Annotated in this window: 20 protein-coding genes; 12 read left to right on the top strand and 8 right to left on the bottom strand. The window is 71.5% G+C overall.

The genetic code is table 11. From position 1 onward, the window contains the following. Positions 1 to 184: 184 nt before the first annotated feature. Positions 185 to 1,009, bottom strand: a complete 825-nt coding sequence (locus tag OHA05_RS23710; protein WP_313944295.1) for a transglutaminase-like domain-containing protein — start codon at positions 1,007 to 1,009, stop codon at positions 185 to 187. Between the two features lie 17 nt (positions 1,010 to 1,026). Then, positions 1,027 to 2,022 carry a GNAT family N-acetyltransferase gene (locus OHA05_RS23715; protein WP_328861651.1) on the bottom strand — a complete coding sequence of 332 codons (996 nt, stop codon included), beginning with the start codon at positions 2,020 to 2,022 and terminating at the stop codon, positions 1,027 to 1,029. A gap of 114 nt (positions 2,023 to 2,136) precedes the next feature. Here OHA05_RS23715 and fdxA point away from each other — a divergent pair, with 114 nt between their 5' ends. After that, positions 2,137 to 2,457, top strand: coding sequence for a ferredoxin (fdxA, locus tag OHA05_RS23720; protein ID WP_018089397.1), 321 nt, complete (start codon positions 2,137 to 2,139; stop codon positions 2,455 to 2,457). 115 nt (positions 2,458 to 2,572) lie between these two features. Beyond that, complete coding sequence (locus tag OHA05_RS23725; protein ID WP_328861652.1) at positions 2,573 to 3,670, top strand: bifunctional succinyldiaminopimelate transaminase/glutamate-prephenate aminotransferase; 1,098 nt, start codon at positions 2,573 to 2,575, stop codon at positions 3,668 to 3,670. A gap of 90 nt (positions 3,671 to 3,760) precedes the next feature. On the opposite strand, the gene OHA05_RS23730 is transcribed toward OHA05_RS23725, so the two are convergent. Together OHA05_RS23730 and OHA05_RS23735 are read right to left on the bottom strand one after the other, a co-directional pair. After that, entirely contained in the window at positions 3,761 to 4,213 is a 453-nt protein-coding gene (locus OHA05_RS23730; RefSeq protein ID WP_328861653.1) for an ATP-binding protein, read from the bottom strand. A 307-nt stretch (positions 4,214 to 4,520) separates the two neighbouring features. Then, positions 4,521 to 5,477 carry a hypothetical protein gene (locus OHA05_RS23735; protein WP_328861654.1) on the bottom strand — a complete coding sequence of 319 codons (957 nt, stop codon included), beginning with the start codon at positions 5,475 to 5,477 and terminating at the stop codon, positions 4,521 to 4,523. Between the two features lie 38 nt (positions 5,478 to 5,515). Here OHA05_RS23735 and dapE point away from each other — a divergent pair, with 38 nt between their 5' ends. Together dapE and OHA05_RS23745 are read left to right on the top strand one after the other, a co-directional pair. Then, positions 5,516 to 6,595, top strand: coding sequence for a succinyl-diaminopimelate desuccinylase (gene dapE, locus OHA05_RS23740; protein ID WP_313944290.1), 1,080 nt, complete (start codon positions 5,516 to 5,518; stop codon positions 6,593 to 6,595). A gap of 79 nt (positions 6,596 to 6,674) precedes the next feature. After that, entirely contained in the window at positions 6,675 to 7,424 is a 750-nt protein-coding gene (locus OHA05_RS23745) for a TIGR00730 family Rossman fold protein (protein ID WP_328861655.1), read from the top strand. A gap of 55 nt (positions 7,425 to 7,479) precedes the next feature. Here OHA05_RS23745 and folP read toward each other — a convergent pair whose 3' ends face one another. Beyond that, positions 7,480 to 8,340 carry a dihydropteroate synthase gene (folP, locus tag OHA05_RS23750; protein ID WP_328861656.1) on the bottom strand — a complete coding sequence of 287 codons (861 nt, stop codon included), beginning with the start codon at positions 8,338 to 8,340 and terminating at the stop codon, positions 7,480 to 7,482. A gap of 102 nt (positions 8,341 to 8,442) precedes the next feature. Between folP and OHA05_RS23755 the strand changes: the two genes are divergently transcribed. Further along, positions 8,443 to 8,877 carry a DivIVA domain-containing protein gene (locus OHA05_RS23755; RefSeq protein WP_313944287.1) on the top strand — a complete coding sequence of 145 codons (435 nt, stop codon included), beginning with the start codon at positions 8,443 to 8,445 and terminating at the stop codon, positions 8,875 to 8,877. Further along, positions 8,874 to 9,476, top strand: a complete 603-nt coding sequence (locus OHA05_RS23760; protein ID WP_313944286.1) for a DNA-3-methyladenine glycosylase I — start codon at positions 8,874 to 8,876, stop codon at positions 9,474 to 9,476. The genes OHA05_RS23755 and OHA05_RS23760 overlap by 4 nt, the downstream gene beginning before the upstream one ends. A 9-nt stretch (positions 9,477 to 9,485) precedes the next feature. Here the strand turns inward: OHA05_RS23760 and OHA05_RS23765 are convergent, their stop codons facing one another. Next, entirely contained in the window at positions 9,486 to 10,286 is an 801-nt protein-coding gene (locus OHA05_RS23765) for an enoyl-CoA hydratase/isomerase family protein (protein ID WP_328861657.1), read from the bottom strand. Positions 10,287 to 10,595: 309 nt separating this feature from the next. Here OHA05_RS23765 and OHA05_RS23770 point away from each other — a divergent pair, with 309 nt between their 5' ends. Then, complete coding sequence (locus OHA05_RS23770) at positions 10,596 to 10,763, top strand: DUF3117 domain-containing protein (protein ID WP_003966491.1); 168 nt, start codon at positions 10,596 to 10,598, stop codon at positions 10,761 to 10,763. A gap of 180 nt (positions 10,764 to 10,943) precedes the next feature. Here the strand turns inward: OHA05_RS23770 and OHA05_RS23775 are convergent, their stop codons facing one another. Then, positions 10,944 to 11,621, bottom strand: coding sequence for an O-methyltransferase (locus tag OHA05_RS23775; RefSeq protein ID WP_313948879.1), 678 nt, complete (start codon positions 11,619 to 11,621; stop codon positions 10,944 to 10,946). A gap of 129 nt (positions 11,622 to 11,750) precedes the next feature. On the opposite strand from OHA05_RS23775, the gene sigE reads away from it, so the two are divergent. From sigE to OHA05_RS23800, 5 genes are all read left to right on the top strand, one after another. Continuing rightward, on the top strand, positions 11,751 to 12,518 hold the full coding sequence (gene sigE, locus OHA05_RS23780) for an RNA polymerase sigma factor SigE (RefSeq protein WP_328861658.1): 768 nt from the start codon (positions 11,751 to 11,753) through the stop codon (positions 12,516 to 12,518). Next, complete coding sequence (locus OHA05_RS23785) at positions 12,515 to 13,471, top strand: anti-sigma factor family protein (RefSeq protein WP_328861659.1); 957 nt, start codon at positions 12,515 to 12,517, stop codon at positions 13,469 to 13,471. The genes sigE and OHA05_RS23785 overlap by 4 nt, the downstream gene beginning before the upstream one ends. Before the next feature lie 93 nt (positions 13,472 to 13,564). Next, entirely contained in the window at positions 13,565 to 15,418 is a 1,854-nt protein-coding gene (locus tag OHA05_RS23790; protein WP_328861660.1) for a trypsin-like peptidase domain-containing protein, read from the top strand. A gap of 84 nt (positions 15,419 to 15,502) precedes the next feature. Beyond that, on the top strand, positions 15,503 to 15,970 hold the full coding sequence (locus tag OHA05_RS23795) for a sec-independent translocase (protein WP_313944281.1): 468 nt from the start codon (positions 15,503 to 15,505) through the stop codon (positions 15,968 to 15,970). 121 nt (positions 15,971 to 16,091) lie between these two features. Beyond that, entirely contained in the window at positions 16,092 to 16,793 is a 702-nt protein-coding gene (locus tag OHA05_RS23800; protein ID WP_313944280.1) for a hypothetical protein, read from the top strand. A 109-nt stretch (positions 16,794 to 16,902) separates the two neighbouring features. Here the strand turns inward: OHA05_RS23800 and OHA05_RS23805 are convergent, their stop codons facing one another. Beyond that, positions 16,903 to 18,036 carry an Mrp/NBP35 family ATP-binding protein gene (locus OHA05_RS23805; RefSeq protein ID WP_313944279.1) on the bottom strand — a complete coding sequence of 378 codons (1,134 nt, stop codon included), beginning with the start codon at positions 18,034 to 18,036 and terminating at the stop codon, positions 16,903 to 16,905. Between the last annotated feature and the right edge of the window lie 10 nt (positions 18,037 to 18,046).

Below are 18,046 nucleotides of genomic sequence, written 5' to 3' on the forward strand. Positions count from 1 at the left end.
ATCGACGAAGCCCCCGACCCACCTGGTCGGGGGCTTCGTCGATGACCGCGTCAGGCCGCCGGCCTCCGCGCCAGGGGTGCCGACTGCCGGCTGCCGGCGAGGGGAACGCCGAACGGGCGGTCCCGATTCCCCACAGAGGTGCACGCCGGGCGTCGTCAACGGCCGTCGGTCGCGGGAGCGAGCCTCAGTTCAGCCGCGACCGCGCCGCCCGCGCCCGTCCCCGGATCGCTTCCGCCGTCGCCGGCTCGACCGTCGCGACCACGTCCGCGTACGCGTCCAGCTCGGCCGCGCCCGTCATGAACTCGCCGCGCTGCACGAGCAGCTGGGCCCGCTCATAGCGCAGCCGCGCGGGATGCGAGGGCAGGAGCAGGGAGAGCTCCACGGCCCACAGGGCGACCGACGACTGTTCCGGGCGGGCAGCCGCCCAGGCGCGGATGTTGTTGAGGATGCGCAGCACCACGTCGAGCGGGCTCGCCGGAGTCAGCATGGAGGCGTCCAGAGGGGCCCCTGTCGCCCCCGCGACCAGCAGCTCGGCGTCGGTCCCGGTCAGCGGCCGCCCGCCGGCGAACGGGTCGGCCAGGACCTGTTCGCCCGGCTCGCCGAAGCCGACGACGAAGTGGCCGGGCAGGGCGACCCCGTACACCGGCGCGCCCGCACGCCGTGCCACCTCGATCCACACCACCGACAGCAGGATCGGCAGACCGCGGCGCCGCCGGAGCACCTCGTGCAGCAGGGAGGACTCGAGCCGCTGGTAGTCGCCGGGGGACCCGCGGAAGTCGCAGCGTCCGCCGAGCAGGGCGGCCAGCGCGGCCGCCCAGGCACGGGGGCTCTTCGCGCCGTAGGGAAGCAGGCCGGCGAGACGGTCCAGTTCGATCTGGGCCGCGTCCAGGCCGGCCTCGTCCAGGCCGGGGTCCGCCTCCGTGCCGATCAGCAGGCACAGCAGGGCGAGATCGGGCCGCTCGGAGCGTGCCTCGTCCGTGAACCGCCGCCGCCAGGGATCGTCGTGCATACGCCAGTCGTACCCGTCTACGCCGATCGGAAGTGGTGATAGCGGTACAGGGTCGTGAACCCCATGCCCTCGTACAGCGCTCCCGCCCCCGCGTTGTCCTCCTCCACCTGGAGCCACGCGGCGGAGGCGCCCTCCTCCAGGGCACGCCGTGCGAGGGAGGTCATCACCGCCGTCGCGAGTCCCTGGCGCCGGTAGGCGGGATCCACCTCCACCGCCATGAAGCCCGCCCAGCGTCCGTCGACCACACACCGTCCGATCGCCGCCGGCACCGTGCCCTCGCTGCCCACGGAGGCGAACCACACGGACGGGCCGCTTCCCAGGACCTTGAGCACATGGCTGCCGGGCACACCGGTCCGCTGGTAGCGCTGGAGCCAGGACTCGTCGAAGGTGCGCGCCAGCCGGACCCGTTCGACGTCCGCGTCGAGGTCGGCGATGGGTGCCAGCGCGCCGATCCGCAGGTCCGCCGACACCTCGCGCGCCCAGCCGCGCGCCGCCAGCTGGGCGCCCAGCTGCTCCTGCGCCCCGGCCGCACCGGTCGCCGTCTGCACATACGCGGGCAGTCCCCGCTCCTCGTACCAGGCACGCACCCGGTCCAGTGCGTCGTCGAGCGGCAGTCCGGGGTCGCCGAGCGGCAGCACCGAGTTGGCGCGCCGGGTGAAGCCGGACGCGGCCCGCAGCTCCCAGTCGCCGAGCCGTTCGCGCTCCACCGGCTGCCAGGCCCGTGCCGTCACCCGGGCCAGCTCGTGGAAGTCCGCCGCGGGACCGCGTCGGCGGGCCGGCGCCGCGGGTACCACCTTGCCCGCGACCAGCGACGATTCCGGGATACGGACACTCTCACCGGTCCGCCGTGTGATCAGCAGCACACCCGCGTCCCATGATGTGAGAACACCAACCGTGTCGGTGAACTTCTCGCCCCCCGGGGTTGCCTCCGCGAGGCGCCGGACAGACACTCGTTTGCCCACGTCAGCGGGTGTAATACGGACTTCGAGGCGTCCGCCGCCGGTGATTTCCACAGCTCTGCCAGCCCCTCCTGTTCGGATCGTGCCCAGGAACGGAGATACTAGGGGCGGGCATCGACGACGCCGCGCTCCCGCGCAATGCCAGCCCTACCGAGGAGGAACGACAGCGTGACCTACGTCATCGCGCAGCCTTGTGTCGACGTCAAGGACAAGGCGTGCATCGAGGAGTGCCCCGTCGACTGCATCTACGAGGGTTCCCGGTCCTTGTACATCCACCCCGACGAATGCGTCGACTGCGGTGCTTGTGAGCCGGTCTGCCCCGTCGAGGCGATCTTCTACGAGGACGACACTCCGGAAGAGTGGAAGGACTACTACAAGGCGAACGTCGAGTTCTTCGACGAGCTCGGTTCGCCCGGTGGTGCCTCCAAGCTCGGTCTGATCGAGCGTGACCACCCCTTCATCGCCGCCCTGCCGCCGCAGAACCAGTAGCAGCCGGCTCGGCAGCTGTCGCCGTCCCCGGTCCCGTACGGTCGTCGTCCGTACGGGACCGAGGCGTTTGTCCCCACCCGGCCGCCGGCCCCACGAACGAGAAAGAGAAGCCCTCGTGTCCGCAGTCTCTTCGCGCCTTCCGACCTTCCCCTGGGACAAGCTCGAGCCGTACAAGACGACGGCCGCGGCCCACCCGGACGGCATCGTGGACCTCTCGGTCGGCACCCCGGTCGACTCCGTGCCGGAACTGATCCGGAAGGCCCTCGTGGAGGCCGCCGACTCGCCGGGCTATCCCACGGTCTGGGGCACGTCCGAGCTGCGGGACGCGCTCACCGGCTGGGTGGAGCGCCGGCTCGGCGCCGTCGATGTCGCGCACACCAACGTGCTGCCGGTCGTCGGCTCCAAGGAGCTCGTGGCCTGGCTGCCGACCCAGCTCGGGCTCGGCGCCGGCGACAAGGTCGCGTACCCCCGACTGGCCTACCCGACCTACGAGGTCGGCGCCCGGCTGTGCGGCGCCACGCCCGTCGTGTACGACGACCCCACCGAGCTCGACCCGCGGGGACTGCGACTCCTCTGGCTCAACTCGCCGTCGAATCCGACCGGGCGGGTCCTCGCCAAGGACGAGCTGGTCCGCATCGTCGCCTGGGCGCGCGAGCACGGGATCCTGGTCTTCAGCGACGAGTGCTACCTGGAGCTGGGCTGGGAGGCCGAGCCGGTCTCGGTGCTGCACCCGGACGTCTGCGGCGGGACCTACGAGGGTGTCGTCGCGGTGCACTCGCTCTCCAAGCGCTCGAACCTGGCGGGATACCGCGCCGCCTTCATCGCCGGCGACGACGCGGTGCTCGGTGAGCTGCTCCAGATCCGCAAGCACGGCGGAATGATGACGCCGGCGCCGGTGCAGGCCGCGACGATCGCCGCCCTCGGCGACGACACGCACGTCTCGGAGCAGCGGGCCCGCTACGCCGCCCGGCGCACCGCGCTGCGGGCGGCCCTGGAGGCCCACGGCTTCCGCATCGAGCACAGCGAGGCCAGCCTCTACCTGTGGGCGACGCGCGACGAGGCGTGCTGGGACACGGTCGCGCACCTGGCGGACCTCGGCATTCTGGTCGCGCCCGGTGACTTCTACGGGCCGGCCGGCGAGCGGTTCGTCCGGGTGGCCCTCACGGCCACGGACGAGCGCGTGACCGCCGCGGTCAAGCGTCTGGGCGGCTAGGGTCTGCCGTCCGACACGGCACGGAGGGGCCCCGGGAGTTCGTGCTCCCGGGGCCCCTCCGTCGTCCGGCCCCGCGTCGTGCCGCGGTGATCAGCCGAGCGGCAGGTCCTTCACCGGCAGCTGGTCGGTGGGCAGGCCGCCACCGGCGAGCGCGTCCGTCGGCAGGCCGCCGCCGCCCAGGGAGTCGGTGGCTCCGCCGGCCGTCTCACCGAGGACGTCGCCCGCGCTGCCCGCGGCGTCACCGGCGGCCTTCTGGGCGACCGGGGTCGCCGCCTTGCCGGTCTTGCCGACGGTCTTGCCCGCGGCCGGGACGGCCTTCTTCACGGCGGAGCCACCAGTCTGGCCGGCCACCTCGGTGGACTTCTGGGTGGCACCGTCGAGGGTGCCGGTGACGCCCTCGGCGTCGAGAGCGGTCAGGCTGCCGACCGGAGCCTGCGGAAGGTCCACGGCGCTTGCGGAGCCGGCCGCACCGACCACGGGGGCTGCACCCGCCGCGATGAGCAGCGCGGCACGGGCGATCCGACGGGTCAGGGGGAGGGACATGATGCTCCTTGAGACGAGAAGGACGGTGTGGTTGTGCCTGTCCGGCGCCGCTTCCGGCCCTCGGACGCAGTGACAACCGTTCGGGGGGAGGGGGAAGTTGCGGTACGCGAAGGTAAAGAGTTGGTAATGCGTCGCATTATCAGTCCCGGATAAAGACGGGCAAACATTCCATTGCGCAAGGGGTCGCCGAACCGTCACTTCGCCGTGGCCGCAAGGGATTTCCCGCAAGGGTGATGGTGAGTGCAAACGCCCGGGTCACACCCTGGTGTGAGCGGCCGGGCGTTCCCCATCCGGGGGAGCGCTCGTATCAGCGTGCGATGCGAATTCGAACTTCACCCGGGTCGGCATCCGTGCCGGATTCCTGGCGCGAATTCCCCGCCGGACCGGCCGCGGACGCCGCGGCGGAATGCCAGCCCCTGCCGGACTCCTTCGCGCTCCACACCTTGCCGCCGTACGACACTTCCTCGATCCGCAGACCGTCCGCCCGGGCCACCGCCCAGTGCGCCAGCTCCCAGCCCTGCCGGGATGCCCCGCCGCCGTCCGCGGCGACCGTGGACGCCACCGGTACGGACACCTCGCCGGCGCCCGGAGCCCCCGCAGCGGCAGGGGACTTCGGCGTGACCCCGGGCCCGAACGCGCGCACCAGTTCGGCGCGCACCCTGGCCGGGTCGCCGGCTTCCGTGGACGTGCCCGGGTCGCACGTCAGCGCGCCGCTCGTGCGCCCGGTGAGTGCGGCGGCCAGCAGGGTGGCGTCCGGCTCGTGCTTGGCGTACGCCTGCGGGAAGCCGCTGCGCTGCACGCGCTGCGCGGCGACGGTCAGCGGGAGGCGCGAGTAGCCGGGGACCTCCGCGAGGTGGGCGTAGAACTTCCCCGACGAGTACACCGGGTCGAGGATCTGGGCCGTCGTGCCCCATCCCTTGGACGGACGCTGCTGGAACAGGCCGAGCGAGTCACGGTCGCCGTGCTCGATGTTGCGCAGCCCCGACTCCTGAAGTGCGGTCGCGAGCGCGATGGTGACCGCGCGCTCCGGCATGCCGCGGGTGGTGCCCACGGCGGAGATGGTCGCGGCGTTCGCGGCCTGCTCGGTGGTGAGTTCATAGCTCGGACCGTCCGAGCCCGAGGCGGCGCGCACGGTGCAGCGGGGGGTGCCCCCGCCGGACACGTACTGCACGGCGACATAACCGGCCACTGCCAGCAGCACGGCGAACGCGGCCGCGAAGCGCGGGAGGCGGCCGCGCCGGAGGGGGGAGGCGGTCTCGGGCACGTGCCCACCGTACTGGAGCCCGCGCTAGGGTCGGAGGCATGCCTGAAACCGTGCTTGACCTCACTCTTGATGCCCCGGCGCTGACCGCCGCACTGGTCGATTTCCGCTCCGTCAGCGGCGAGGAGAAGCCCCTCGCGGACGCCATCGAGCAGGCATTGCGCGCCTTCCCGCACCTCACGGTCGACCGGCACGGCAACAACGTGGTGGCGCGCACGAACCTCGGGCACACCGAGCGGGTCATCCTCGCCGGTCACATCGACACGGTCCCGATCGCCGACAACGTGCCCTCACGGCTCGACGACGACGGCATCCTCTGGGGCTGCGGCACCAGCGACATGAAGTCGGGTGTGGCGCTCCAGCTGCGGATGGCCGCGACCGTCCCCGAGCCCAACCGCGATCTCACCTTCGTCTTCTACGACAACGAAGAGGTCGCCGCCCACCTCAACGGTCTGGGACATGTGGCCGAGGCCCACCCCGAGTGGCTGCGGGGCGACTTCGCCATCCTGCTGGAGCCGTCGTACGGCGAGGTCGAGGGCGGCTGCCAGGGGACCCTGCGGGTCCACCTCCGTACGGCGGGGGAGCGGGCCCACTCCGCGCGCAGCTGGATGGGGTCCAACGCCATCCACGCGGCGGCGCCGATCCTGGCCCGCCTCGCCGCGTACGAGCCGCGCCGGCCGGTGATCGACGGACTGGAGTACCACGAGGGCCTCAACGCGGTGGGGATCGAGGGCGGCGTCGCCACCAACGTCATCCCGGACGCGTGCACGGTCGTCGTCAACTACCGGTACGCGCCGGACCGCAGCGAGGAGGAGGCCGTGGCCCACGTCCGCGAGGTCTTCGCCGGCTGCGGCGTCGCGGAGTTCGTGGTGGACGACCACACCGGCGGTGCGCTGCCCGGACTCTCCCACCCGGCCGCCGCCGCGTTCATGGAGGCCGTGGGCGGGAGCGCGCGACCGAAGTTCGGGTGGACCGACGTGTCCCGTTTCAGCGCGCTCGGGGTCCCGGCGGTCAATTACGGACCGGGCGACCCGCTCTACGCGCACAAGCGGGACGAGCACGTCGAGGTGGACAAGATCGTGCACTGCGAGCAGCGGCTGCGTGACTGGCTCACCTCCTGACCGCCGGGATTTCACATTTCGTAACGTTCTCCGACCTACCCTGACCCAAAGCAACGATGTTCGGCGGAGGGAGCAGGTCATGGGCAACCCCGAGGGTTTGCAGGCGCTGGAGGAGCAGCGACTGGGGCCGGTGCTGCGCCGCAGGGACCAGGTGCAGCCCGGCACCACCGACCAGCGGCTGCTGGACACCGAGGGCGACTCCCAGTGGGTGCACACCGATCCCTGGCGGGTCATGCGCATCCAGTCGGAGTTCGTGGAGGGCTTCGGCGCGCTCGCCGAACTGCCCAGCGCGATCAGTGTCTTCGGCTCCGCCCGCACGGCGCCCGGCTCACCCGAGTACGAGGCGGGCATCCGGATCGGGAAGGCGCTGGTCGAGGCCGGTTTCGCGGTGATCACGGGCGGCGGCCCGGGGGCGATGGAGGCCGCGAACCGCGGTGCGCGGGAGGCCAAGGGCATCTCGGTGGGCCTCGGCATCGAGCTCCCCTACGAGCAGGGCCTCAACCCGCACGTCGACATCGGCGTGAACTTCCGCTACTTCTTCGTCCGCAAGACGATGTTCGTGAAGTACGCCTCGGGCTTCGTGGTCCTGCCGGGCGGCCTGGGCACGCTGGACGAACTGTTCGAGGCGCTGACCCTCGTCCAGACGGGCAAGGTGACCCGCTTCCCGATCGTGCTCTTCGGTACGGCGTACTGGAGCGGCCTGGTGGACTGGCTGCGCCACACGGTCGTGGCGCAGGGGAAGGCGTCGGAGAAGGACCTGGTGCTCTTCCACGTGACGGACGACGTGGAGGAGGCCGTGTCCCTGGTGACGAAGGAGACGGGTCACTAGACACCGCCCCCTCGGACCTCGGTCGCCGGACGCCCCGTCCGGCGACCGACAGGTCCTAGGCCAGGCCCCTGCGGGACACCGCCGGCGGCCGGTGGCCCGCGATCGTGGCCACCATGTCCAGCACCTGGCGGGTCTCCGCCACCTCGTGGACCCGGTACACCTGCGCCCCCAGCCATGCCGACACGGCGGTCGTCGCCAGCGTCCCGATCACGCGCTCCTTCACCGGGCGGTCCAGCGTCTCCCCGACGAAGTCCTTGTTGGACAGCGAGACCAGCACGGGCCAGCCCGTCTCCACCATCTCGCCGAGCCGTCGCGTCGCCTCCAGCGAATGGCGCGTGTTCTTCCCGAAGTCGTGTCCGGGGTCGATCATGATCGCGTCGCGCCGTACGCCCAGCTCCACGGCCCGCTCCGCCAGTGACAGCGTCACCCTCAGGATGTCCGCGACGACGTCGTCGTACGCGATCCGGTGCGGGCGCGTACGCGGCTCGGCGCCGCCCGCGTGCGTGCACACCAGACCGGCGCCGTACCGCGCCGCGACCTCGGCCAGCTTGGGGTCGACCCCGCCCCACGCGTCGTTCAGCAGGTCCGCTCCCGCCTCGCAGACGGCCTCGCCGACATCGTGCCGCCAGGTGTCGACGCTGATCACCACGTCCGGGAACCGCTTGCGCACCTCGGCCACGAAGCCGACCGTCCGCCGCGCCTCCTCCTCGGCGGTGACCTCGGCGCCGGGCCCGGCCTTCACCCCGCCGATGTCGATGATCGCGGCTCCCTCGGCCACCGCCTGCTCGACCCGGGCGAGCGCGGGCTCGTCGCGGAACGTCGCGCCCTGGTCGTAGAAGGAGTCGGGCGTACGGTTCACGATCGCCATGATCACCGGCTCGTGCGCGTCGAATTCGCGCTGGCCCAGCCGCAGCATCAGCTGTTTCCTCCTCGGTTCGTCCGCCTGCGACCCTAACCGCCGGACGGTCGTGGCACGATCAGCAGCGGACAGATTCCGTTCGGTGGAGAGGGTTCGCCCGTGTTCTTGTTCTTGCTGATCGCGATGGTCGTGGTGGTCGCCGCGGTCACGCTCGCCGTGGTCGGCGGCGGCGACAGCGCGGCGCTGCCCGAGGCCGCGCCCGAGCAGCTGGTCGATCCCCTTCCCGAGTCCCGGCCCGTCGGCCGCGCGGACGTGGAGGCGCTGCGGCTGCCGGTGGGCATGCGCGGCTACCGGATGGCGGACGTGGACGACGTGCTGGGCCGCCTCGGGGCGGAGCTCGCCGAGCGCGACGCCCGTATCGCCGAGCTGGAGTCCGCCCTGGCGGGTGCGCAGGCGACCGCGGTCGGCACGGCGGACCTCTTCTCCGGACCCGGCGACCCCTTCGCCAAACCCGGTGACCGCTTCCGGCGCGGAGACCGCTTCGACGAGCCCGAGGACCGCTTCGGCAAGCCCGACGAGGACTCCGAGCAGTGACCGGCGGGGCGGTGGCGGGGCCCGACGGACGGCTGCGCTGCCCCTGGGGACTGTCCACCGAGGACTACGTCAGGTACCACGACGAGGAGTGGGGCCGGCCGGTCCACGGCGACGACGCGCTCTTCGAGCGGCTGTGCCTGGAGGCCTTCCAGTCCGGACTGTCCTGGATCACGATCCTGCGCCGGCGCGAGGGCTTCCGCCGGGCCTTCGACGACTTCGCGATCGCGGCGGTCGCGCAGTACACCGACGCGGACAAGGAGCGCCTCCTCGCGGACGAGGGGATCATCCGCAACCGCGCCAAGATCGAGGCGACCCTCGCCAACGCGCGGGTGCTCGCCGGACGGCCGCCCGGCGAGCTGGATGCGCTCATCTGGTCGTACGCACCCGACCCGGCTTCCCGGCCGGCGCCGCGGACCGTCGCCGACGTCCCTGCCGTCACCGACGAGTCCACGGCGCTCGCCAAGGCCCTCAAGAAGCAGGGCCTGCGTTTCATCGGACCCACGACGGCCTACGCCCTGATGCAGGCGTGCGGCCTGGTCGACGACCACCTGGCCGACTGCATGGCCAGAGGCTCCGCCTCGGGCGGCCGGGCCACCTGACGAGAGGCCTTAACGACCCAGGTACTTCGGCTTCTCCTTGGCGACGAAGGCCTGCACCGCGATGGTGTGGTCCTCCGACGCGCCCGCCAGCGTCTGGAGCTCGTCCTCCTTCTCCAGCGTCTCGTCGAGCGTGTGCCCGGCGCCGTAGGCGAGCGACTCCTTGAGCGCGGCGTACGCCACGGTCGGCCCGGCCGCCAGCGCGCGGGCCACCGCCGCGGCCTCCGCGGCCAGCTGGTCCGCCGGGACGAGCTTGTTCGCGATGCCCAGCTCGTACGCCTCCTGCGCGGAGAAGGACCGCGGGAAGAGCAGCAGGTCGGCGGCCCGGCTCTGGCCGATCAGCCGCGGCAGCGTCCAGGAGACGCCGGAGTCCGCCGTCAGCGCCACCCCCGCGAACGAGGTCGTGAAGGAGGCGGTGTCGGCGACGACCCGGTAGTCCGCCGCGAGCGCGAAGCCGAGGCCGGCCCCGGCGGCCACGCCGTTGATCCCCGCGACGACAGGCTTCGGCATCCCGGTCAGCGCACGCACGACGGGGTTGTAGTGCTCCCGCACCGTGTTCATGGTGTGGCCGCTGCCCGAGGCCTTGTCCTCGGCGAGCAGCGAGATGTGCTCCTTGAGGTCCTGGCCCACGCAGAACGCGCGCCCGGTCGCCGTCAGCAGAACCGCCCGTACGGCAGGATCGGCGGCGGCTGCCTCCGCCGAGTCCCGCAGAGCGACTTTCGCCTCGGTGTTCATCGCGTTCATGGCCTCGGGCCGGTTGATCGTGATCGTCGCGAGTCCGTCGCTCACCTCGTACAGCACGGAGTCGGCCATGGCAGGTCCCCTTTACGGCTCAGCGGTGGTGTCCAGGGCCAGCATGGCGGAGATCGCGGCGGGTGGGCATGTGACCTGCGTCTAACAATCTTCCGGCAATCTCGAGCGGCTTCGGTGCGGAGGGCGGCGAAGTATCGCAGGCGGATCGCCGAATTGAGTGGTTTTGCGCGAGCGCGTTGCCTAAGCGATGCCGACTGATGTTGGTCATCGGGTCCCGCCATGCGGGATAATGACCTGGAAGCACTGTGTTCGATGCCGGTGACACCTGGGTTGTCGGCCGATGAGCTGGTTTCAGGAAGGGGAACGAGCATGGCGGCCATGAAGCCGCGGACGGGCGACGGCCCGCTCGAGGTGACCAAGGAGGGGCGGGGCATCGTCATGCGCGTTCCGCTCGAAGGCGGCGGTCGGCTTGTTGTCGAGCTGACACCGGACGAAGCCGATGCTCTCGGCGACGCCCTGAAGAAGGTCGTCGGCTGACGCGGAAGCCCCACACTTTTCACTGCCCCGGCACGCTTGGTGCCGGGGCAGTGTGGTTTCCGAACGACGCGAGCCGGTAGGAACGTCGACGGGCTCCGGGACGAGGGGAACTCGCGGACCGGGAATGGCGAGGGTGCGTCGCGGGAAGGTGTCGCGGGTCGGGCGCTGCGGTCGGCGGGGTCAGCCCCGGCGGACCGCGCAGAGCAGACCGTCGCCCACCGGCAGCAGGGACGGAAGCAGCTCCTGGCTCTCCCGGACCGCGCGCAGCAGTTCGCGCAGGCGCAGCACCTCCGCCGGCTGGGCCGCGGAGTCGACTGTGCGGCCATCCGCGAAGACGCCTTCGAAGCACACAAGACCCCCAGGTCGGAGCAGGCGCAACGATTCAGCGAGACAGTCCAGCGACTCCATACGGTCGCCGTCGCAGAACACGAGGTCGTAGCCCCCGTCCGCGAGGCGGGGGAGGACGTCGAGGGCGCGGCCGGGGATGAAGCGGGCGCGGTTGCCCGCGAACCCCGCCGCGCGGAAGGCCTGCTTCGCGAACTGCTGCCGGTCCGGCTCGGGATCGACGGTGGTCAGGACGCCGTCGTGCCGCATGCCCTGGAGCAGATAGATCCCGGAGACGCCTGTCCCCGTACCGATCTCCGCGACCGCCTTCGCGTCGGCGGTGGCAGCGAGCAGGCGCAGCGCTGCGCCGGTGCCTGGCGACACCGAGGCGAGCCCTGACTCCCGGGACCGGTCACGGGCCCAGCGCAGTGCGTCGTCCTCGGCGACAAAGGCGTCGGCGAACGCCCAGCTCGTCTGCCGGTTGGCGGTAATGACCCTCTCCTGTCCCCGTAGTTGGCGCGACGCTGACTGTATCCGTTGCGCCCGGGAACCCGCTGATGGGACCGGGCGTTATGAAGGCGGGGGGAGTACATGGACCAGGGTCGGAAGCAGCACCCAAATTCGCGTAAAGATTCTTATCCGGAGCTAACGGGCGAGGTGGCTATGGTAGGGGCTCCGCTGGACACCACCAGAGCCGACAGGGGAGGTGCGGCTGCACCTGCGGATCGGAGAGGAGTGCTGAAGCGCTTCCTCAGGTCACCGGGTGAGCCGAGATCCGTGACCGACATTGCTGACCGTTCTCGCACAGCCGACTCCGCAACTACAGCGACCTTCGCATCGGATGCGGAATCGCAGGCGTGGACGCCTCCCACGTGGGAGGAGATCGTCAGCACGCACAGCGGTCGCGTCTACCGTCTCGCGTACCGCCTCACGGGCAACCAGCACGACGCCGAGGACCTCACACAGGAGGTCTTCGTCCGTGTCTTCCGCTCGCTGTCGACGTACACGCCGGGCACCTTCGAGGGCTGGCTGCACCGCATCACCACGAACCTCTTCCTGGACATGGTCCGCAGGAAGCAGCGCATCCGCTTCGACGCGCTCGGCGACGACGCGGCCGAGCGGCTGCCCAGCCGTGAGCCGTCCCCGCAGCAGGTCTTCAACGACACGCACTTCGACGCCGACGTCCAGCAGGCGCTGGACACCCTCGCGCCCGAGTTCCGTGCCGCCGTGGTTCTGTGCGACATCGAGGGTCTGTCCTACGAGGAGATCGCCGCGACCCTGGGCGTCAAGCTCGGCACGGTCCGCAGCCGGATCCACCGTGGGCGCTCGCATCTGCGCAAGGCACTTCAGCACCGTTCCCCCGAGGCCCGTGCCGAACAGCGGACGCTGACGGCCGCGGTCGGTATGGCAGGGGAGGTCGGAACGGCGTGAGTGGCTCCAGCCCGACCCCTGCAGAGCAGCACCTGGGGGACCGGCTCGCCGCGCTTGTCGACGGTGAGCTGAAACACGACGCCCGGGACCGTGTGCTCGCCCATCTGGCGACCTGCCCCAAGTGCAAGGCCGAAGCCGACGCCCAGCGACGGCTGAAGGACGTCTTCGCCCACACCGCACCACCGCCGCCCTCCGAGGGGCTGCTGGCGCGGCTCCAGGGCCTGCCCGCCGGACCGTCCGACGGTGACGACGGCAGGGACGGCCCGTTCGGCCGCGGACCCATGACCGAAGCCGTGTTCGGAGCGCTGAGTCCGTCCGCGGGTAGAACCGGCGACCCCCGCTCGGAGACGTTCGGATACGTCCCCGAGGGCGCGCATGCCGCGTTCCTCCCCGGAGGATCGAGCGGTTTCCGTATCCATGAAGTAGGACGTCAGGAAGCCGAGCGCTCCCCTTGGCGCGGCCGCAGGTTCGCGTTCGCGGCAGCGAGCGCGGTCTCCTTCGCCGCGATCGCCCTCGGCGGCTCGCTGCCGCTGGACTCCTCCGTCCAGGCGAACCCCAGGGGCGGCGGCGCCGGGAACAGCGTGACGCCGCTGCGTGCCACCGCCGGCTCCGGCACGACGGGCGGCGGCACCTCGTCGACGTCCGCGCCCGGATCCGTCAGGAGCACGGAGTACGATCGCCGCCGCGCCGGGAGCAACGCCCAGGCCAGGTCCGAGAACCGTCCCATCGGCCTCTCGGATCCCGACATGGGGACCGCGACGGCCGCCCCGGACCCCGCCCTCGCCGTTCCGGCCGTGGTGAACTCTCTGTTCACAGCACCGTCGTTGATACGTCCGACGGGCTCGGCCTTCCAGCTCGCGTCCGCCGTCGGCATCCAGGCGAACGCAACACCGGCTCCCACGCACCTCATTGCCCCCACGCAGCCCGCGCAGTCCCTGACGACCCGGCGCTGACCGGGCACTGCGCGCGGATTCGCAAACCTGGTTGAATCTTCCGAGGGGTACCGCACAGGGGTGCCGCCGTGGTCGGCAGTTTGCGGGGAGAGCATGGACGACGGGAAGCCCACCGGACCCAAGGCGAAGTGGTGGAGCCGGCCCAGCGCGGGACGTGCCGCTCATGGCGAATCCGAGACGCAGCACCTCCCGCCGGTGCCGGTCGCGGCCTCCGGAACGGTCGCGGCATCCGCAGTGGGCGCGCAGTCGCAGACGGCGGCCGATCCCGTCGGCGCCGAGGCACCCGAGACCGGCGCCGGACCCGTCGCCGAACCCGCCGTCGCTCCGGTTGCCGAGCCCGTCACCGCACCGGTGCCCGAGCAGCAGCGTCCGCAGCCGCTGCACGAGCCGGACGCCTACAGCACGCCGCCGTACGGCGGACCGGGCCCCTGGGCGCCCGCCCCGCCCGTCCAGCGGCCTGCGCCGACTCCCGCGCAGGGCACGTCCGTACCTCCGCAGTACACGGCACCGCACGGCGCGGGGCAGGCCGCCGAGGGCGGAGCCTTCGCCCCGCCGGCGCACCAGCAGACGCCTCCCCCCGCGCCTTCGCACGCCCAGCCCGATGCGCCTGCGCATGCCCCAGGTGCTCACCACCCGCACCCGCACGCCCAGCCCGATGCGCACCACCCGCAGTCGCAGACCCACGTCCCGCATCACCCGCAGCCGCAGGCTCACGGCGCGCACCACGCGCAGGCCCAGCCCCAGGGTGCGCACCAGCAGCCCTCGTTGTGGCTCCAGTACGACCCGTGGAGCGCCCCCGGCGCCGCCCCGCTCAGCCACCCCGGTGAGCCCGCCAAGAAGCGCAGCCGTCGTGGTTCGCTGCTGGTGGGCGCCCTCGTCGTGGCGCTGCTCGCCGGCGGCATAGGCGGCGGGATCGGCGCGTACATCGAGCGCAACGGCGGTATCACCCAGGTCGAGTTGCAGCAGGCTCCCCGGGACAACGGCGACCGCGCGCCCGACAGCGTGGCCGGTATCGCCTCCAGCGCCCTGCCCAGTGTCGTCACCCTCCATGTGAGCGGCGGCGGCGAACAGGGCACCGGCACCGGCTTCGTCCTGGATGAGCAGGGCCACATCCTCACCAACAACCATGTCGTCGACCCGGCGGGCGCCGCCGGTGAGATCTCCGTCACGTTCAGCGGGGGCGAGACGGCGAAGGCGACCCTCGTCGGCAAGGACAGCGGCTACGACCTCGCCGTCGTCAAGGTCGCGGGTGTCTCCGGGCTCAAGCCCCTGCCGCTCGGCAACTCCGACAGCGTCCAGGTCGGCGACCCGGTCGTGGCCATCGGCGCCCCCTTCGACCTCCAGAACACGGTCACCTCCGGGATCATCAGCGCCAAGGAACGGCCGATCACCGCGGGCGGGGAGAAGGGCGACGGCAGTGACGTCAGCTATGTCGACGCCCTCCAGACCGACGCCCCCATAAATCCGGGCAACTCCGGCGGCCCGCTGGTGGACACCAAGGCCCGCGTCATCGGCATCAACAGCGCGATCCGCGCCGCCGACACGGCGGGCGCGGAAGGCGGCCAGGCCGGATCGATCGGCCTCGGCTTCGCCATCCCGATCAATCAGGGCAAGCGCGTCGCCGAGGAGCTGATCAACACCGGCAAGGCCACGCACCCGGTGATCGGCGTGAGCCTCGACATGAAGTACAGCGGCGACGGCGCGCGCGTGGGCGAGAAGGGCAAGGACGGTTCCGGGTCGGTCTCGGCCGGCGGTCCCGCGGCCAAGGCCGGCATCAAGGCCGGTGACGTGATCACCAAGGTCGACGGCCAGCGGGTGCACAGCGGCGAAGAGCTGATCGTCAAGATCCGTTCCCACCGCCCGGGCGACCGTCTGGAGCTGACCGTGGTCCGCGCCGGGAAGGAACGGACGATGACACTGACCCTCGGCTCCGCCGACGGCGCGTGACGCACGGAAGTTCCGCCGGGTACCGTGGTTCGGGCCCGGCACCCATCCGATCTGCGGGCCACAGAGAACACGAGGAGCAGCAGGGTGTTCAATGACATAGGCGCACTGGAGCTGGTCACGATCATCGTGCTCGCCGTGCTCGTCTTCGGACCCGACAAGCTGCCCAAGGTCATTCAGGACGTCACCCGCTTCATCCGCAAGATCCGCGAGTTCTCCGAGAGCGCCAAGGAGGACATCCGCACCGAACTGGGGCCGGAGTTCAAGGACTTCGAATTCGAGGACCTCAACCCGAAGACGTTCATCCGCAAGCAGCTGAACGAGAACGAGGACCTGAAGGAGCTCAAGGAGCTCCGCAGCTCCTTCGATCTCAAGAAAGAGATGAACGACGTCGCGGACGCGGTGAACGGCTCCGGCGCGGACCGTTCCGTGCCGGCCGCGGTCTCCCACGCCGACGGCTCCACGGGGGCCTCCTCCGGCACCCCCGACCTGCTGAAGAAGAGCGAAAAGGTCGATCAGGACGAGCGGCCGCCCTTCGACGCAGACGCCACCTGAGTACCGTCAATCCCTGCGAGCCGGGACAGGGTGGCTATTCTCTCCATCTGTCAGGACGCGAGGACGCCCGAGGGGGGCGGGTCCGCTCCGGACCTCGGACACAGAGGAGGCGGCCGGGTAGATGGAGACGACAAGTCGACCAGCGGCTCAGAGCACGGTCAGCGATTCCCCCGCTCCCGGTGCGCAGCGTACGACGGCACCGGAGGGCAAGGCGGGTGCCGCGGCCCGGCGCACGGTCGACGGATATCTGAAGGCACCGTTCCCCTGGTACGGACTGGACGAGGCCTTCACGGGCCCGCGTTGGCTGATGCAGGTCGGCGCGGCCGCTGACGGTACGGTCCAGCACGGCGCGATGGGGCACGGCGACGAGCCGTCGATACGCTCGGAGGCGGCCGGTACGGAGAAGGAACGCTTCGCGGTGGTCATCACCGTCGCGGCGAGCCCCGTACGCCGCAGCGGTGACGGCACGGGCGTCCTGGACGCCACCACGGTTTCCTCCGCGGCCTGGCTGGCCGGCTCGGGACTGCTGGCCCACACCTGGCCCGCCCAGCTGGACCACTCGCTGCGTGACGACTGGCTGGACCAGCAGACCGAGACCGCCTTCGAGCTGGCCGACGACATGAGCGGACCGGCCTGGTCCGCGCTCTCGCTGCCGGTCGACGGTGAGCCGACGCCCTTCCACTACCGCGAGTCGGAGTTCGGCTGGGTGCTGGCCGGTTCCACCCGGACAGGGGTGCACATCGGCGCGTACGGGCGCGGGATGAGCGCCTACGGTCTCGGCTTCTCGGCGGTCGGGGACCTGGCCTCGTACATCCCGTCCTGACGGCACCGGACGGGCTTGACGATCAAGCCCGTCCGGACGCGGGACCACGGGGCTCAGGCACCTCCCGCGGCGGGTGGGCCCGCCGTGGGACCACCCGGCGCCGGACCGCTCAGAACTTGTTCCGCGGGGTGATCCCCAGCGACATGCCCGACAGACCGCGCTGGCGGCCGCCCAGCTTGCCCGCGATCGCGCGCAGGGCGGAGCCCGCGGGGGAGTCGGGGTCGGTGAGCACGACGGGCTTGCCCTCGTCGCCGCCCTCACGCAGGCGTACGTCGATCGGAATCGAACCCAGCACCGGCACGGTCGCGCCCGTGGTCTTCGTCAGGCCCTCGGCGACCCGCTGGCCACCGCCGCTGCCGAAGACGTCGACCATCTCGTCGCAGTGCGGGCACGGCAGGCCCGACATGTTCTCGACGACGCCGACGATCTTCTGATGGGTCTGGACGGCGATCGAGCCGGCCCGCTCCGCGACCTCCGCCGCGGCCTGCTGGGGGGTCGTCACCACCAGGATCTCCGCGTTCGGTACCAGCTGCGCCACCGAGATCGCGATGTCGCCGGTGCCCGGGGGCAGGTCGAGCAGCAGGACGTCCAGGTCGCCCCAGTACACGTCGGCGAGGAACTGCTGGAGCGCGCGGTGCAGCATCGGGCCGCGCCACACCACCGGGGCGTTGCCCGGGGTGAACATGCCGATCGAGATGACCTTCACGCCGTTCGCGGACGGCGGCATGATCATGTTCTCGACCTGGGTGGGACGGCCGTCGGCACCCAGCATCCGGGGCACCGAGTGACCGTAGATGTCGGCGTCCACGACACCGACCTTCAGGCCGTCGGCGGCCATCGCGGCCGCGAGGTTCACCGTCACGGAGGACTTGCCGACCCCGCCCTTGCCGGAGGCGACCGCGTACACCCTGGTCAGCGAGCCGGGCTGGGCGAACGGCACCTCACGCTCGGCCGTACCGCCGCGCAGCGACGACGCGAGATCGCGCCGCTGCTCGTCGCTCATCACATCCAGCGTGACGTCGACGCGCGTGACGCCGTCGAGGCGGGCGACCGCGTCCGTCACGTTCTTGGTGATCGTCTCGCGCATCGGGCAGCCGGAGACGGTGAGGTACACCGTGACCGCGACCGCGCCGTCCGCCTCGATCCCGACTGATTTGACCATGCCGAGTTCGGTGATCGGTCGGTTGATCTCGGGGTCGTTCACCGTCGCCAGTGCCTCAAGCACCGCGTCTTCCGTAGCCATACCGATGATG

This window comes from Streptomyces sp. NBC_00306 (assembly GCF_036169555.1).
Taxonomy (GTDB): Bacteria; Actinomycetota; Actinomycetes; order Streptomycetales; family Streptomycetaceae; genus Streptomyces; species Streptomyces achmelvichensis.